At 41.3% G+C, this 17678-nt stretch carries 15 protein-coding genes; 5 read left to right on the top strand and 10 right to left on the bottom strand.

From position 1 onward, the window contains the following. Nucleotides 1–836: 836 nt before the first annotated feature. Nucleotides 837–1544 carry a hypothetical protein gene (locus tag E6W40_RS12495; RefSeq protein WP_168928909.1) on the bottom strand — a complete coding sequence of 236 codons (708 nt, stop codon included), beginning with the start codon at nt 1542–1544 and terminating at the stop codon, nt 837–839. A gap of 165 nt (nt 1545–1709) precedes the next feature. Here E6W40_RS12495 and E6W40_RS12490 point away from each other — a divergent pair, with 165 nt between their 5' ends. Further along, nucleotides 1710–2219 (top strand): hypothetical protein, encoded by a 510-nt coding sequence (locus tag E6W40_RS12490; protein ID WP_136605747.1) that lies wholly within the window; start codon nt 1710–1712, stop codon nt 2217–2219. 363 nt (nt 2220–2582) lie between these two features. After that, nucleotides 2583–3653 (top strand): tyrosine recombinase XerS, encoded by a 1071-nt coding sequence (xerS, locus tag E6W40_RS12485; protein WP_136605746.1) that lies wholly within the window; start codon nt 2583–2585, stop codon nt 3651–3653. 406 nt (nt 3654–4059) lie between these two features. On the opposite strand, the gene E6W40_RS12475 is transcribed toward xerS, so the two are convergent. Then, nucleotides 4060–4374, bottom strand: a complete 315-nt coding sequence (locus E6W40_RS12475; RefSeq protein ID WP_136605744.1) for a low molecular weight phosphatase family protein — start codon at nt 4372–4374, stop codon at nt 4060–4062. Between the two features lie 921 nt (nt 4375–5295). Continuing rightward, the gene (locus E6W40_RS12470) at nt 5296–5640 is read right to left on the bottom strand and encodes a response regulator (RefSeq protein WP_168928908.1); all 345 of its coding nucleotides are present in this window, start codon (nt 5638–5640) and stop codon (nt 5296–5298) included. A gap of 1264 nt (nt 5641–6904) precedes the next feature. On the opposite strand from E6W40_RS12470, the gene E6W40_RS12465 reads away from it, so the two are divergent. Further along, a complete protein-coding gene (locus tag E6W40_RS12465; RefSeq protein WP_168928907.1) occupies nt 6905–8245 on the top strand; it encodes a sugar phosphate nucleotidyltransferase in 1341 nt (446 codons plus the stop codon). 357 nt (nt 8246–8602) lie between these two features. Here E6W40_RS12465 and E6W40_RS12460 read toward each other — a convergent pair whose 3' ends face one another. Both E6W40_RS12460 and E6W40_RS29485 read right to left on the bottom strand, forming a co-directional pair. Further along, the gene (locus E6W40_RS12460) at nt 8603–9358 is read right to left on the bottom strand and encodes a YheC/YheD family protein (RefSeq protein WP_136605741.1); all 756 of its coding nucleotides are present in this window, start codon (nt 9356–9358) and stop codon (nt 8603–8605) included. An 895-nt stretch (nt 9359–10253) separates the two neighbouring features. Beyond that, nucleotides 10254–10409 carry a hypothetical protein gene (locus tag E6W40_RS29485; RefSeq protein WP_168928906.1) on the bottom strand — a complete coding sequence of 52 codons (156 nt, stop codon included), beginning with the start codon at nt 10407–10409 and terminating at the stop codon, nt 10254–10256. A gap of 479 nt (nt 10410–10888) precedes the next feature. Here E6W40_RS29485 and E6W40_RS30485 point away from each other — a divergent pair, with 479 nt between their 5' ends. Beyond that, complete coding sequence (locus E6W40_RS30485; RefSeq protein ID WP_425464921.1) at nt 10889–11137, top strand: IS3 family transposase; 249 nt, start codon at nt 10889–10891, stop codon at nt 11135–11137. Nucleotides 11138–11430: 293 nt separating this feature from the next. On the opposite strand, the gene uptA is transcribed toward E6W40_RS30485, so the two are convergent. The 3 genes from uptA to E6W40_RS30285 all read right to left on the bottom strand — a co-directional run bounded on the left by uptA (nt 11431) and on the right by E6W40_RS30285 (nt 14526). Next, entirely contained in the window at nt 11431–12033 is a 603-nt protein-coding gene (uptA, locus tag E6W40_RS12450; protein ID WP_246072983.1) for an undecaprenyl phosphate transporter UptA, read from the bottom strand. A gap of 462 nt (nt 12034–12495) precedes the next feature. Next, a complete protein-coding gene (locus E6W40_RS12445) occupies nt 12496–13077 on the bottom strand; it encodes a C40 family peptidase (protein ID WP_246072982.1) in 582 nt (193 codons plus the stop codon). Nucleotides 13078–13893: 816 nt separating this feature from the next. Beyond that, nucleotides 13894–14526, bottom strand: a complete 633-nt coding sequence (locus tag E6W40_RS30285; RefSeq protein WP_136605740.1) for an AbrB/MazE/SpoVT family DNA-binding domain-containing protein — start codon at nt 14524–14526, stop codon at nt 13894–13896. Between the two features lie 727 nt (nt 14527–15253). Between E6W40_RS30285 and E6W40_RS12435 the strand changes: the two genes are divergently transcribed. Then, nucleotides 15254–15499: a hypothetical protein gene (locus tag E6W40_RS12435; protein ID WP_136605739.1), complete on the top strand. Its 246-nt coding sequence runs from the start codon at nt 15254–15256 to the stop codon at nt 15497–15499. Nucleotides 15500–15694: 195 nt separating this feature from the next. Here the strand turns inward: E6W40_RS12435 and E6W40_RS12430 are convergent, their stop codons facing one another. Together E6W40_RS12430 and E6W40_RS30075 are read right to left on the bottom strand one after the other, a co-directional pair. Then, entirely contained in the window at nt 15695–17143 is a 1449-nt protein-coding gene (locus tag E6W40_RS12430; protein WP_246073076.1) for a reverse transcriptase/maturase family protein, read from the bottom strand. Then, nucleotides 17103–17507, bottom strand: coding sequence for an RNA-dependent RNA polymerase family protein (locus E6W40_RS30075; protein ID WP_246072981.1), 405 nt, complete (start codon nt 17505–17507; stop codon nt 17103–17105). The genes E6W40_RS12430 and E6W40_RS30075 overlap by 41 nt, the downstream gene beginning before the upstream one ends. Nucleotides 17508–17678: the final 171 nt, after the last annotated feature.

Raw genomic sequence — 17678 nt, 5'->3', positions numbered from 1 at the left:
TGGATAGAGCCGGTTCAAATACTATTATTAAATGTGGTTAAATAATCGAAAGGGGAGGGCTTTTATTTTAAATCGCCGAATAAAGATAACGTAAATAATATTATGTTAACTTGGGTTGATTACGTCATCTTTTCCTATATTAGCAGTTAAGCTTCAATGACAGCTGATCATCATGAGAGTAAACTTTTAAAAGTTAATTAAGTAAAGGATGAATTATTAGGATATTGATTATTAAGATCAGTTTGATAACTGATGATTCTGAAGATCCAATACTTAAATGATGAACAACATGACTAGAACGAATTAAATGAACTTAATAATAACAATAGATGATAATAATGAGGAAAAAAAGATTAAGAACAAAGGAAATAGCAAAGTATAAAGAAAGGCAACAACAGGTAAAAAATGTATGATGATGAGTAATTTAAGCTAAATGATACTGGCCATATTGTTTTCCTTTATGATATAAACACAAAAATAATATTTATATATATTGTGACACATATAATTAAGATGATATGAAAGGCCGAGGTAACGGGTTCATTTATCAGATGCGTTCGCGAATTGTACGAGTTGGTCGGCATGGGGAGAAGAGATTGGTGGAAATTGAGAGTAAAGGATAAGTGAATGTAAAATCCCTGTCTTGAGGTAGTCAAGACCCCTTAGTAACATTGAAAAAACACCTAAGCTGCAAGCTGACGTTATTGAAATTGATCTTACACAAAGGTTTGGCTCCGTTTACCGAAACGGGATTATAGATAACAAAACCCGCTCCTTTTCTAGTAAAGAGGGGCGGGTTATTATTTGATTCTGTTTTTGCAATGAACATAGCTTTTTTAATTGACTTTAACCAGTACGGTGTCACCGAATACTTCTACGGCATCGGGAATTACAAGTTCATTGCCTTCAATGGTAATATCGAACACATGACTTGAATCATCCGCGCGCGTATTTTTATAGCCTGAAGGAAGCTCTATTGTCCATTTCTCATACTGTAGCTTCAAACGCGAGTTACTGCTAAAAGAATATGTACCCGAAAATTCGTTGTAATCTTTTTTACCATGATAAGTTCCCTTTGTAAACGTGCCATCCTGAAAAAACTCAATGCTCACCTTCGGTTTAGTAGCAACTTTCCATCTACCGATAATGTGAGTGCTTGGATCAGACTTTGAACTTGGAGCCGGTATGATCAATTCATTACTTGCGCTTGGTGGATTCGGCGTTGGCTGCACATTGTTAGGTTTGGATGTTGACGATGGCACGGCTTCAGAAGGCTCGGGTTGATTAGATACTGGTACAACCTTAGAAGGCTCAGGTTGAATAGACGATGGAGCTTCAGCTGTATCATCCGGTGACGGTTCCAATGACTTCTGTTTCACAGTGGTATCCACATTATTATGTGTCACTGGAGGAGATGCCAAAGTGTTTGGCCTGTTATTCATTACTATGATATCTGGATCGACTAGTTTGATGTATAGGACTGTCCCTATGAGTACCACAGCAAATATGGATAAACAGATGGTAAAAAGCTTTAAGAATTTCATTTGGCACCCCAATATATGTATAATTTAATCCAAAATAACACATTAAATATTATCATTTGAGAATTAAATGTTCAAGATAAATAACACTCCGGAAAGTTTAAGACCAAAAGGAACAACATTCTCATTAAATTTACGGATGTAGGGCAATGGAATAAGCTTTACAGGATGCATTACCAAGTATCGAGAATTCTGGAGGAAATTCATACTCTAAGAAAGGATAACATCCAGATCATTGAGTTAGTTCCATTGCGAAGAGTGGATGTATATTATGCAGCAACTGAACTAGGTATAGATGCTGATAAGTTCATGAATGAAATATGGGAGAAGGAAGTAATTCCACTTGCAATTAAGCCGATCACATTAAAGTTTCTCTTTAATCTTTATATACGACAGGGTAGTTTTCCATCTACGCAGAAGGAATTGTATATGAAAGGCTGTGAGCTTCTCTGTGAAGAAACAAATGAAAGCAGAGTGGCATCTCGAAATACAGGAAGCATGAGAGCTAAAGATCGTTTAAAAGTAGCCTCACGAATTGCAGCCTTGATGGTATTCTCTAATAAATACGCTGTGAAGCTAGAAACTTGTCAAAGAAAGGGAGGCATGTTATCAAAACATGTAGAATGCTGCCCGGAAAGATTAATAAACAAGATCAGAGGTGCATGCCCCTCGTTTTGAGGGGATTTCTTATGTGAAAGGTAAATAATAGTGTCGGTACATGAATTACAAAAATGGACAAATCGATGGAAAACGTCTGTTCTTATGAATCAAAACTCCATGTAAAGGGACATTGTTTGTTTGATCTAACAACGAATTAGGTAGAATTATTGGATGAAGCTGAAATAGCAAGTCTTGGCGGTAATGGTTGATGCAAATGAGAGGTATCAGAAGCCAATTTAGTTAGGACCTCTGAAACTGTCAAAGATCAAGTTCAGATAGAAAGATGACCGTAGCTAGCAATCCATTATAATTACGTAAAATAATAATTTGACGAATAAATAATGAATATATTATGATAATATTATAAGGAGGGTTCTGATTATGGATAAAAGCATAAAATCACATTACATGAATCGGATTGACGATAAATTAACCGAGTTACCTTGGTACGTCACTGAATACATAGATAGCCGCAAGCGCAAATTGTCGCTTACAACGCTCCTGAATTATTGTCACGATTACATTATCTTTTTTGATTGGCTCGTTTCGGAGAAATTTTCGGCAGCAACCCGTAAAGAAGTTTCATTAACTTCATTAGAAAGTTTAACGGTTCGTGAGGTTGAAAGTTTTTTATCGTTTTTGGAGTATCAACTTGGTAATACCAAATACACCATTAATCGCAAGCTGTCTGCGTTAAAATCACTGTTTGATTATTTGCAAAATAATGCGGAAACTTCGGATTTAAAGCCATATATACAGCGTAATGTCATGGCCAAAATCGAATTTAACTCGGTTAAGGAAACCCAGGAAACGATCGCTAACCGCATTGAAGGCAAAATACTCCGTGAAGACGATTTTGAAATATTCCGGCAATTTGTCGCCCATGATTATGGTGTGCTGAATCAATCCAACCTTAGAATATTTCGTTTTCATGAATTTAATCGTGAACGGGATACGGCGATTGTATCTTTGATCCTGGGATCCGGACTCAGATTGTCTGAAGTCGCAGGAATCAACGTTGAAGATTTGGATATGAATAAAGGTTTGGTTCGTGTATTGCGTAAAGGCAATAAAGAGCAATATGTTTATTTTAGCCAACAAGCATTGCTTGATTTGGAAAATTACCTGAAGATCAGAGAAACGCGTTACGAAGCGGAAAAATCCGAAAATTATTTGTTTATAGCAGCGCCAATTGGTCGTAAAGGAAAAAGCCGGCGGTTAACACCAAGATCAATTGAGAAGTTAATTGAAAAGTACGCTGCAGCTTTTGGAAAGCCGGCGTTGACGGTGCATTCCTTAAGACACTCTTTTGCGACACGGTACCACCTGGAGAATAACGATGTACCGCGATTAAAAAATCAATTGGGGCATTCATCGATACAGACGACCATGATTTATACACACTTAACAGATGAAGAGATGAGAAATGCAGTGAATAATATGGACCGGTAAAACCGTGCTGTTATGCGGTTTACTTTATACAATTTCACAAAACTCGTATTTTGTACATATGTCAGGAAAGTTGAACAATTCCGTTAATGGAAAATTGTCGGATGACTAATGACACAAATTTGACCCCATAAATGACACAAATGTGGCCCCATTACCATCCGTTTCCATTCATTGTACGTCAATTAAAAGAATATAAAAACAACTCGGGTTATCCCGAGTTGTTTTTATTTTTAATAATTATTTCTGATTGTGGACAATATCTTTAATTCTCTAAGATATTGTTCAGCAGCCAGCCTATCATCTGCTTCGCCATTAAGTGCCAATCTCATTGGTAAATGTGATGTTTCATCTGAACTAAGTTTTTTCATATTTTGAAGTGGACATAATTCTTGACGCCCCAATTTGGTCACGGACTCGTTGAAACACAGCCATTTCTCTTCTTCTGTTCCCTGCGCCTTAGCAGGGTCATCAAAACCCCAGTGCTCTCTGCCACTTGAGGTGGTGTCATCGGGCAGCGATCAGCGGCGTCTCCACATAAGGTAACGACGAGATCAGCCGTATTCAGTAGCTCCGGATCAATGATATCAGGGTTTAGTCGGAAATGTCGATGCCAACTTCCGCCATCGCTTCCACCGCGAGGGTTCAAGCCATGTGCTTCAATACCGGCACTGTTTACCTCCCATTCATCACCCAAGTATTTCTTTGCCCACCCTTCGGCCATCTGGCTCCGGCAGGAATTGCCTGTACACAAAAAGTAAATGGATTTGCTCCCTTTATTGTAAGATAGCTAACCAGAGGTATAAGCCAATCAGTGTCAGACTTTATTACAGAAGTAAAGGAGCTGTGCCGCAGCCCTTTATCGTAAAACAGATACTCAACCATCATGTCCCTATTAGTTAAATCACTCTAACATGTGATTCTTAGCTTCAATGGCTCTTCGAGCGATAAATGGCTTCATAAATTCATGAAATTCCGGCAGGTGCACCTTCCATCCAGGGAAAAGGACATACCCTTCTCCACCAACACCAACTGTAAAAGTGAAAAGTTCATTTAATTTCGTGGTTATGCTTACTTGAAATGGCCCTCCTTTTGGAAAAGGACCACGATACGGTTTTATATCTTTTTACTTTTCGTAATATGACGACAAGCGAATTAATTCCTTGACTTATTCAGCTTCCATCTAAATCTAGGCCCCATTTTACATAGGATGTTTGAATTTCATTTGCCGTCATACTAAACACTTGCGCATTAGAATTAGTTCGGGATACTTTAGCAGTGAAGTCACAAGCCAGGAGACAGAGAATGAGCAACACGAACAATTTCCTTATAATTTTACCCCTCACTTTCTAAGATAAGGTTTCCCATAAATGAGGATAATCATTTCCAGTAATCTGCCCGTTAGGTTGATAACGCTGAATATCCTTACTCGTCATCATCTGTATAGAGAAGACGACAAATGGAAAAAGGGATTCTCCTCGATCCGGAATAACATAGTTGGCTGCAGCGCCCTTCCTACGTTCGAAGCCAGAAACAAAAAATAACCAACTACGTTGAGTTGGCTATTTTATATTCCATTTTCCGAATGGCTCGACTTATGTAAGGCTGGGAAAACCCGAGAATCTTTCCCACTCGCTTTGTGGTCTCATGAAATCAACGAATCAATGCATTGTTTAATTCGGTTGAAACTAATGGGCTTTTCAATAAAATCCGCAAACCCCTGACAACGTGTCTTTTCGCTTGGATCTGTTGTGACGGCAATGATATGTGGCGGGTTAACTAAGGAGGAAACAATCTCTTCAGCCGCTGAAATCCCATCCATGAATGGCATGTAAATATCCATAAAAATGAGCTGATAGGATTTAGATCTTGTCGCTGCAATGGCTTCTAACCCATTGGTCGCAGTGTCTGCAGAATAACCAAGTTTCAGTAAGATTCTAACCAATACGATTCGATTGACTTCATGATCATCCACCACAAGTACTTTCATTGAAAACATCCTTTCATGAAGCCGAAAAGAGAATCATTAGTCCAATAGCCCGGTAAAGGCTGCAAATTAAAAGCTAACATTTTAATTTACCCATTTAAATTTACCCATTTAAATAGCATGCGAAACCCAAACCCCAAAGAAAAGAGATTTTTTTTTAGTAATACTTGGGAAAAAGTGGCCATGAGCCCGTGAGTGAGCAAGTTAATTTGCTGCCCGCCTATTCCCGGTTATTCGCCCAGCCAGGATGTTTTCTTTGACGACGATGTGTAATTCAAAACAAAGAATAATTCGGCAATAAAGGGAACTAAGAACATAACTCACAATCAGGAGTGTTGAAATTTTAATTAGAATATCACATCGGTATTAAATACGGGGTATTAGCAAATCTCAACACTTTGGAGAGTGTATCTAATTCGCATGAATACAAACTATGAACAATAAAGGAAGAGAACATCCACAGGTGTTCTCTTCCTTAAATTTCAAACCTTCCTACACCACTGCAGCCGGTCTGTCCATCCTAATAACCTTTGTATTTTTCTGTTACGAGTCGTTGGACTCGCTCTGCATAATTGCCGACTCTGGACTGCAAAGAGTATTTTAGTTTTGAAAATACAAGCTTGTCCGGCGGGCCGTCAACCAGTCAAAATGCTCAAGTGCCAATCCTTGAGGTTATCACTTATATACTAGGCTTGTATCCCCCACCTTTTTCGTCTGCATATGACAAGAGGCTCGCTGCCGCTATGAAATGATCTTTCTCTCAGCTGCATAAGTTACCCATTCTGTGCGGGCTCTGTGAATGCAGCGTCACCTCTGCTCTTCCTGTTTCCTTTACTTTTGTGTGTTTTTCACGCTCATTACGCCCACCCTGTTTCATTCCTCCATCATATGATAATCCATATAATCAGATATATGGAGGTGCTAAAGGACAAATTGGGAAGAGTTTTCCTCAAAAGAAAAACTCGTACTTGTGATCAAAACAAACGGATATGCGGCACCTCGTTCCAGATTACGGACTCGTAGCCGTCAAGCAGCATGAACAGAGCCATCTCGAAAAAGTTCAGTAACCTGTTTGTTCAAAAGGGACAACTATGGGCGGTTTAAAAAACTCATGAGGAAAGCGTACCAAAATCCCGGACTTTGCAAACAAAAAGGGCGCCAAGGCAGAAAGGATATGCATCGCTTATCCTGGGACTGGGCCGGGTTATTAATAAAGCATGCGATTGAAGAGTCATTCGATCCAAGAAATAAAAATGGAGGAATCAGCTTGCGTATTATACTGTTATGCGGGGGATCAGGAAAAAGACTGTGGCCGCTATCCAATGAGATTCGCTCCAAGGTGTTTCTTAGGCTTTTGAAATCCGAAGCTGGGGCCAGGGAATCGATGATTGAACGGATATGCCGACAATTGAATGAGGTGGGGCTGCTTCAATCCACATGTATCGTCACACATCACAGTCAAGTGGAAATTACCCGTAACTATGATGGCGAGTATATCCCTATCCTGGCCGAACCCTATAAAAGAGGAACCTTCACAGCCATTGCTTATGCTGTAAGTTATCTTCATGAGAAGCTGCAAGTAGATCCAAATGAAACGATTTGTGTTCTTCCAGTGAACACTTACGCAGATACCGTGTTTTTTCGCCTGCTCCTTCGTTTTCCCGATGTTCTTTTGCATTCTAAAGCAGCTCTCGCTCTCCTCGGAACAAAACCTACCTTTCCTTCCAATCAGTTCGGCTATATCGTTCCAGTTCTGCCCAAAGGGAATGACGACTTTTCATTTATTCACCAATTCATAGAAAAGCCAGATGAGCAAACGGCCTGTCACTTAATCGAACATCACGCGATGTGGAACTGCGGCGTATTTGCATTCCCCTTGAAGTTCATGCTGACATTATTGAAGGACAAGGGGCATCCGACCCAAGTTGAGAATTGGCTGGGAATTTACGGACATCTTGCAAATACCAGTTTCGACCGAGAAGTCGTGGAACAAACACAGTCAGCTGTTGTCATGGGATATGATGGCTATTGGAATGACCTGGGGAGTTGGATCGCGCTAAGTGGTCATTTCGAGAAAAAAGTGATGGGGTCAGGGCGAATATCGGCCGACTCCTCTAATAGCCATCTCATTAACGAACTTCCCTATCACATCGAAATTATCGGCGTCTCTGATCTGATGGTTGCGGCGAGTTTCGATGGCATCCTAATCGCTAACAAGGATAAAGCTAATCAAATCAAGGATAGGCTCGAACATGTGCCGCGGATTCCAATGTATGAAGAGAAAAGATGGGGCTTCTACCGTGTCCTGAATTATTGGAAAGATGAAACGGGAATTGAAGTTATGATTAAGCAGGTGAAGCTCATCCACGGAAAATATACGAGCTACCACCGGCATCTCGAGCGGCAAGAAATCGTGACGATTGTGACGGGCAGCGCGGAAATCCTTATGGAGGGTAAACTATATAAGCTGCAGGCGGGCGATGTTCTGCAAATTCCAACTGGCACTAAGCATGGAATTAAGGCAGTTACTGATCTTGAGTTGATGGAAGTTGTGTTGTGTGAGGATCTGGCAAAAGAGGATATCATTCGTTTTTCGATGATGTGGTAGAGGTTTTTATGCTAAAGGGACGCTTAGTGCTCCTTAAGAATTATTAGTAGATGTCTCTGTTCGAATTTGTAAAATGGCTTAATCTCTATTACATGATAATCACAGTCGCGAAGCCGACAGCCTCGTAAAACGCCAGAAAAGAACCAGGTCACTAATCGACTTGGTTCTTTCATACATACGGTAACTGATCTGCTTCTGTACATACTCTAATCGCTTGTTGACCTAGTAGGATAGGTTGATGATTTCAAGTTTATTCAAACAAAATGGATCTTAACAAAAGGAGCCTTGATTCGCATCGCAGCTAGTTAAGCTGGCTGAGTTAAGAACTTCTCTTCTTGAATTGAATTAATCAAACATTTACTTCAAAGCAGCCCTTCTGTATCTCATAACTTTTCTGTACATAGATTTGTCTGACAACTTGTTGAAAATATAAGGATCCGGATTGGTATTAACTTCAATAATCCAAGGTATCCAGGAATGATCGAATCCAATGTCTAGTCCTATTTGTCGGATACCAGGATATTTTTTGTGAAGGTGTCTTGCTGTGGCCACACCCAGATTATCTAATTTATGCATAACTTTCTCCATTTCATTTGTTGAGAGGTGCTCACCGAACAGACGTTTAACATCCATAATCTTACCGCCACTATGATAATTAGTCACAATCTTTTCTGGATGGGCTACCCTTCCTATAAGGCCAGTTGTCTCCCAGACACCTTTGGGACTCAGTTGAACCATTACCCTTATATCAAAACGCAGTTTTTTATATTTCACCAAGTGAATCCCTTTTTGTATCAGGTAGCTTCTCTTATTTGTTTCACGTAAAAGAGATAGATAGAATGTCTCGTAATCCCAAAAGTCCTTCTCTTTGGTACCGAGCTGATAAGAATACTCATCTTTCCCACGTTGCTCTACGCGAATAACTCCTTTCCCATAAGTTCCTTTCTCCGGTTTAACATACACCATGCCGTATGATTTAAGCATAGTTTTAAGTGAAGATTTTGATAATCTCCGGGTATCCGGAATATATTGGCGAACTTCATCGCTACCAAGGAGTGCTTTAGTTTTAACCCATTTGCTCAATACATGCATGCGAGGTTTCTTTTGTATCATCGCCATGTTCTCCCTTCATTCACCTACATAGATAACGGAAATTTGGAATATTCTATGCATCATTTAATTGAACGAAGACAGGCAATTAACTTGATCACAGAAAAATAGGTATTCTTCTAAAACGTTAGATATGCAAACCTCATGGTATTTGAATACATCATAGATAAACGCATGAAACTCGACCGTGACTGCAGCGGAAGAGAATGGATCGCATAGGCTGCCGCTGCCTAAATAAGGCGGCTCATTCAAGAGCTTGAAAAAAACCATCTCTCAACTGGGACCGAGATACGCTGGCCACACTGATGGTAACGGCTTCTCGGCCATTTTTTGATTAGCATGATCGTTTCCGTATACTCCGTTCGTCTTGACAAGCTAATATTAGTGCGATTCGAGCGGCGTTATTGACGGCTTGATACGGGATGAAGGGGATAAAACGGACAAACAAAAGGCCTTTAAACTCGCTGGCTCCCAGTCAATCCTCCATTTTGGTAAGATACGGCTTTAACCCCCGATGACTCCGATGATCCCCGATGCCCACGAGCAGAGCCCCCCCCAAGATGGTCCGTAGATCTCCAGAACCATCACAGCAGTGAATCCACCTGGCAGCGGAAGCATATTGAGCAGGGTTTGAAACAGCATCGCAGCGATGAAGCCAAGGAAACGATGCTGGCTTATCAGAGCGATGATTCGATCCGCATCCCTACCGTCCGCACCATATCGCCGGAAAATAGACGGTTCATTTAAAAGGGCATCGGGTTATGAACCCGCTGCCCTTTTTTGCTATGTCCAGATGCAATACTTTAGGATCCTCGCAAAGCAGGGAAATCAACATCATAGCAAATGCCCTCTTAGTCAAGGTTGTTTTTACGAGTCTGAGCGTGAAAATTGACCTAATTTACCGAACCATAGCCGGTAGATCATCAGGGCCAGAAGGATGCTTGTCAGCGCCGCTGATGAGGCGAACGCAAACTTGAATCAGAATTTGAGAACGGACAGCTTTCAGCGGACTGGCTCCAGCCACGATCATGCCGACACTTGAAGTGCTAGACATATATACTACTACTCAAACAGAAAAAGGTGCAAAAAAAAGTGCCAAGCGCAAAATGGGACTGACCCCGTAATGTGAGACAAATTAAAAGATCTTCAAGTGAAAGAAATCATGTCGTAAGATGTGGAGGACAACTTGGAGGTGTTTTTGCGTTGGCAACACGAGTTAGCTACCCCGTAGAAGTGAAAATGCAGGCAATTAAAATGAGATTAGCAGGTATTCCAGCGAAGGAGGTCATGGACAAATTAGGGATCAGGAATGTAGCTCAACTTAAAGTTTGGATGTCGTGGTATCGTAATGGGGAACTTCATCGACTTGAGCAGCCTGTCGGTAAGCAGTATAAGCTTTGGGAAAGGTCCTGAGTACACCTCAGAACTTGAGTAAGTAAAGGCAGAGAATCGGTATCTGAAACAACAGCTGGAGTTACTAAAAAAGTACAGGGAATTGGAGAGGTGGTGTCACCAGAAGCCGTAGTAGCCTAGATGGAATCTATACGAGGAGAAGTGTCCGTAAAACTAGATTGTGAACTGCTAGGAATTGCTCGCTCGTCGTACTACCGCTGGAAAGCAGCCCTTATCACAAAACGAGAAGATCTACTTACCGAGGAGATTCGTCAACTTTGCACCCGACATAAATTCCGTTATGGCTACCGCAAGATTACTGCACTGCTTCGAAAAGGGCAATCCATCAATCACAAATCACAAACGAGTGTAGCGAATTATGCAACGTGAGGGACTACCAGTGTCGAGTCAGGATGAAGAAACGCAAGCCAACAGGACAGCCGACATATATTGCGGAGCATCAGTTAAAACATTAATACGAGGCCAACGCACCGATGCAAAAACTCGTAACGGATATCACTTACTTGCCGTTTGGTGGAAAAACATACGAAACTAAATAACCAGTCGCCGATTGATTACCGACGACTAGCCGCTTAACTTGAAAGGTGTTTTATCCCTGTCTCACAAATGGTGTTCAGTCCCAAATTGCTCTTGGTTCTTTTAACCCTATTAGGATAAAGCCCCTAACCCTGTATTTTTTTCTTTCGTGTTAAAGCTTTATACAAGATATATGCAATCATTAGAAGAATAGCTCCCCATAAAATTGGCTGGGTATAAGGGGCAGCCTTCTCATTGATGTTCTGCCAATTCTCGCCTAAACTTTTACCCAGCGAAACAAATAAAATGGCCCATAATACGGAGGCAAGACCAGAATAAGACAAAAATTTGACCATATTCATTTTGGATATGCCTGCCGGAATTGAGATTGCTTGACGGACAACAGGAATAAAGCGTGAGGTGAATACTACAAATGCACCATATTTTTGAAACCAACGTTCAGTTACATCAACATGTTTGGATTTGATATGAAGATACTTTCCATACTTATCTATAAAAGCCCTTCCTCCATACAAACCCACCACATAAAGAATAATCTGCTGGAAAAGACAACCGATGGTTCCGAAAACAACTGCTTCTATTAAATTGATTTGTCCTTTATAAACTAAATACCCAGCAAAAGCTAATACAATTTCACTCGGGATAACCTCAAGAGCTAGCCCCACTAATATTCCCCAATATCCCATCCCTGCGATTGTATCCAATATTCGATGAATGATTTCACCCAATTTATTCCACCCTTTTCTTATAATTTAGTAATTTGTTGTTTTTTTTGTGGTTGTACCTTTATTCAGACAACAACTAAACTATATCAAACGAAAATGGGAATTTGATTAAAATCAGTATGCAAATAGGAAAGACCTTATTTAGGTGTACAACGATGACCCACCTAGACAAAGAAGACGCAGCTTTTAAAAACCGTTTAACGCTGCGCCTAGTTTCCTGCTGCCTTTTTTAGCCCTACGTTATTCGTTATTTTCAGGGTAGCTTAATAATGCTGAATATCCAAACTCGTCATCTTCTATAAGGAGAAGACGAAGAGATAAATGTTAAAAATAAGATGATTTAACACAACATAGCCTCATATGAAGCTCTGTTGTCTTTAGTTCTCCCCTTACTGTTTCTCCGGATCTCTAACGGAAGTAATTCAATATCTGGAAAATATGCTTTTGTTTTCTCGCATTAGAGACTTAATTAGTTGAAGGTTGTGTATCTGTAGGCTGCGGAGCTGTATGAGCTTGTCCATTTTCAGGAATGACGCGGCGTGCGGTCATGAAACCTCGCTCCCAAGCGCTTCCCGCAAAGTTGGAACTCGTAACGCCAATGCCCACCCGATAGGTATGCAGCAATTGTCCGTTTCCTATATAAATACTTACGTGATTAATAATGCCATCATGATTTGTATCCGAAAAAACCAAATCTCCCGGCTGCAGCTGATTTTTGGAAACGGGCGTCCCTACGGTAGACTGTTGTCTCGAAGACCGGGGAAGATTGATGCCGTTTTGCTTGAAAACATATTGTGTGAATGAAGAACAGTCAAATTCATTCGTCCGTCCCGATGGAGCGCCGAAATGATAAGGAACTCCCATGAATTGTTTGCCTGTTGCTATTACGTTATCAGCAATGGAACTACCGGACAAAGCGGCAGCAGCATTCGCCTGCTGTGCAGGAAGCAGCGCGCTTCCGGAAAAAGCAATGGAGAGACATAAACCGACTCCTGTCAAAACTTTGACGATTCGGCTTTTCTTGATGTTGTTCATGCTGTTATTCATAGAGTCCTCCCAAGATGTGAAATTAGGGTTAGACGTGTCCCAATGAGCTTTACTATATAATCGAAAACGAAATCAAAGAGAGGGACACGCCACCCTACACAGTTAGTTATAAACTACGAAAATTAAAATTTCATTAGAAAAGTTAAAAAAATGTAACTTGTTAATATTTAACATATACTAGAAGTCCTGTACTTGTATCCACCTCCTATCGTTTTCTTTATTCCAACCCAAATAAAAATATTGTCCTTGAAATGTTATTCCTGAAACCCTCGACCAAGTCCTTTAAACATTACCAGTCAATCGGAATAGGTGTACTATTATATTGAGCAAAATCATATTGGTTTGGTCAGTACAGCCGGTATTGGGGTAATACCAGAGTAGCTGACATCACTCGCAAACGTATGGAATAAAATCACAATTTTCAAGTCGGATTATTTACGTCAATTGTCAAAGACGGAGCTAGGCTGCCGATCCATGTCGGCAGCCTAGTCTTAACGGCTCACCATTGTTTGTGATAAATAGTAGTCGCTAGGCTATGGATTCAAGTTGATTGCAATTCAGGACTTGTAACTAATCCCTAACTTATTCTAAGTGCTGTGGAACTAAAACGTGATAATGGCCTTATTAAGGGGAGATTGTAAATGCAAGAAGGAGTACTTCAATTAATTGGAGTCTTAACACTCATAATAAATATTGTTACTATGTTTAGTATCATAGGTCATATAAACAGATCTAAAAAAACAATGAAGAGGTTATTAAGTTACTTAAAGATATAAAAGAAAATATCAAATTGTAAATATAAACTCCAACACCATGTTAGAGCAATTGAATTATCACTAATGATCGTATCTTTCGAGAAAAAGCCATTTGAGATATAAAAAATCCAACACATTCTTCTGCGTTGGATTTTTTTTTCGCGCTTCGAATTAAATAAGTGACGTAGCTTTGGGTGACCCCGATCATTTCTGCCCATTTGACTTGTGAAGCGTTTGGATGCGTCTGCATAACTTTGGCAAGTCGTTTCCGAGTATCCACTTGTTTTCCCCTTTTCTTTTTTTCTTCTTGTTGCTCCTCTTCATGCCTTACAGCTGCTTCATCTGCTGCTCGCGCCTGACTCATAATCTGTTGGCCACCGCTCCCGGTGCCGCGCTGCTCACGCAATTCCATAGCTATGGCACTCTCAAGCTCAGCAGCATTCGGCTCAGATCTCCTCATACTTCGAAAACAAGACGCACAGATCAGTTGGCCCTTGAAGTAGCTTAACGCTTCGATGGACCCGCAAAATAAACACCCTGACTTTAACCTACGAAACATCAAATATTTAGCCTCTTTATGGACATAAAATTCAACCGCGTCTCCTTCGTCAACCCCTAAAACACGCCGTAATTCGATGGGGATGACAATCCGCCCCAGCTCATCCACTTGCCGGACAATTCCGATGTTTTTCATATGGAACTCCCCCTGTAAAAAATTCCGCTGCCGATTGATCCGCAATACCCCTGACCTTTGTCTCTCGAATCACATCTAACGCCGAATGCATTGCTGCATACTTAACCTTCTTTGGATTTCGCTGGTTTCTGTGAAAAATCGAGATTTCTAGATACATGTAATAAAGCGTTACAAGCTGCCTGAAGGGCAAGTTGCTCATCTCGAATAAGATGAAAGGTTATCTGATAGTAATATTCCTCGTACTGTCTTAATATGGATGCTTGCGCCTACAAATTAATCTCCGGCATACAATAGATACAGTTAAGCGCCATTGGAAATTCGATCAAATAGTACCCTGTTCTCATTATTCCTGTTGCCCTAAGCTTATGTACAAGACCATTGCACGTAAGGCAATAAACTTGTTCATGATTCATGTCATATAAATTATCTTCCCCTAAATATCAATCTTTGAAAATTATAGGGTTTTCTAGTGGAATTCCCTATTGGAAAACAAAGAGCTTAATGATGAGTCTAGCGCAAACACAGGGAACATTAGTGAAGGATGTTTGTGTATTTATTAATGATCGATCCGCCTTACCTTTTCTTTATAACTCCACAAATCTTTATTGTGTTTTGTTATTTATCTTTATATATTATTCTTTACTACATAATTGCAAATACGAATCGATGGAGGGATGTTTTCACCAAGCGAAAATTCATTCATTATTAAATGGAGGAGGGAATTATAATGGAAAAACAACTTGTGATTACTTGCTTAGCTATAACCCTAGCTTTGAGCTTCGGATTTTACCAATCCTTTGCTCTAGAAACAGATGAACATCAAGTAAAATCGAGTCCTTTACAAGTGAAATCAAGGAACATAGATGAACGCTCCGATCAAACTAATTTGAAATTTGGGCAGCCACTTCCTGGAACCCTCCATATATCAGATGTTCCGAAAGGAGGTATTTTTTGTCCTCAGATTAGTCATTGAAACTATTAAGCTCTGAGCAATAATCAGTAATCTATTTCGGAGGGCAAGCGACCCCGGCCCGGTTACTCCTCTAAAGCAACCGGGCCATTTAATATTGTCGGGTAGGCGGCTAGCGAGGTAGCTGTAAGTTCCTTTTCCAACCGCCCCCCACCGAACCGGACGTGATGCTTTCACATCATCCAGCTCTCCAGTAACTCATTCCGGGTTTTGGAGTGGCAATGGTTTACCAGCATGTACTGCATGGTGACATGACTGACAGAGAACCAATGTTTTGCGCCTGCGAGCAATCATAATTTTCGCCCAGTCCGGAAGTTCCTTACGCCCTTTCTTCCTTAAGTTAGACAGTTTCCGCACGTGATGGACTTCCAACTGACTGGCCGTTCCGCATGCCTCGCATTTTTCCGCCAAAAGTCGTTTGATTAACTCCGTTCGACGGGGCCGGCGGATGGGAACTTGATCTTTAATCACGGCATTAAGCTGTCTTCGCAAGGGAATGCCTCCAAACCGGGATATCAACGGCTCCTTACCTTGTCTGGGATGAGTCGCGATAACGCATCGAATAAATCCGTAGGGTGTCATCACTTTGCTTTTACGCTTTTGCCACTCTTTGTTAATACTGCTCTTATGCTTATTGGCTAGCGTCCTTAGCAGTGAAGACTCCATGGTCCATCGAAGCTTGGAGAAACTACCGACATTTTGCGCGAGAAGGTAGTAATTCACTAACCCGGCATAATACCACTGGTATTGCCGAACGATGTCGTAATCTGAATCTGCCGCCATTTCGGGTCGATGTATCGTTTTTCCTCGCCGCATGTATCGATCACAGGCCGATTGAATAACCTCTAATGGTACTCGCAGGGATAAGACTCCATTTACAGCCCGATTCTTGGCGGTACTGATCTTCGTGTCGCACTGTTGGCTTTTGATCTCATAATTGAGGAATCGGGCAGCCTTGGAAGAAGCGTGAGTAACAAGAGTCTTTTCCTCGGACAGTTCCAGCTGCAATGTTCCGCTTAGGAATAGCCTCAGTTTATCCTTGATCGCTTCAGCTTCTTGCTTAGGCCCAGCAAAACATAAGATGAAGTCGTCCGCATAACGGACGTAATGGAGCCGTCTGAAATCCACATCGTAAGGATCGGAAGACGGTATACTGCGTCTAATCTTGTCCCACTTGCGAGCTTCTTCGTGTCGACCTTTCTTCCGGTTTTGATACACCTTACAAGTCGCCTGATTCCACAGAGGATTTCGCCTGCGTGCTTTACCTCTCGTATAGGAAGGGACCAGCTTCTTTTCTACGAATTGGTCGAGTTGATCAAGGAAAATATTAGCGAGTAATGGACTCACTATCCCGCCTTGCGGCGTTCCGCTATAAGTGGGGTGGTAGCGCCAATCTTTGCTATATCCCGCCTTTAGTAGATTCTCAACCAATCGAAGGAACCGGTTATCATGGATCTTTTCGCCGAGAATGCTCAATAAGATTCGATGATCAATATTGTCGAAGCAACCTTTTATGTCACCTTCGATAAACCACTTGGTTCCCTTTCCGTTACGAGTAACATCCAGCAAAGCAGTATGACAGCCACGTTGTGGTCGAAATCCATGACTATGTTCGGAAAATTGCGGCTCGTAATACGCTTCTAGAATGAGGGCGTATCACTTCCTGCAACAACTTGTCCGACCAAGTCGGAATCCCCAGCGGTCTTGTTTTCCCGTTTTTCTTAGGTATTTCAACTCTTCTTACTGGCGACCATCGATATCGTTCCTCGCGCAATTGAGTAATGATCCTGCTGATCTTTCCCAGTGACATACCGTCCACGGTTTCGTCGGTCGTTCCTGGTGTCATTGCCCCATTATTGCTGTACAAATTTGCATAAGCGATCAAGTACAATTGCGGGTTAAATAGTTGCCGATAGACCCTTTCCAAAGGTAGTCCCCGTTTGCCTCTCTCCCGGATGACATTCAAAACGGCTTCGGCGCTCTGCATTTCGCATACCTCCCTGTTCTTCATGTCGAATTACCTGTCCCCCTTCGCCATGTAGATGGCTTTCCCATCCTCGAACTACTATGGGGACTCCGTGACCATAGGGCTCTCACCCCTTAGGCCATCCCGTGTTTCAGTGAAACGATACGTAGTAGCGTGACTTAGGCGATCCACTCATCCCTTAATCGAGTTCATTAC

Source organism: Paenibacillus dokdonensis, assembly GCF_004916975.1.
Taxonomy (GTDB): domain Bacteria; phylum Bacillota; class Bacilli; order Paenibacillales; family Paenibacillaceae; genus Paenibacillus_AQ; species Paenibacillus_AQ dokdonensis.
Note: the sequence above shows the minus strand (reverse complement) of the source record. Positions and strands in the feature narration are given on the sequence as shown.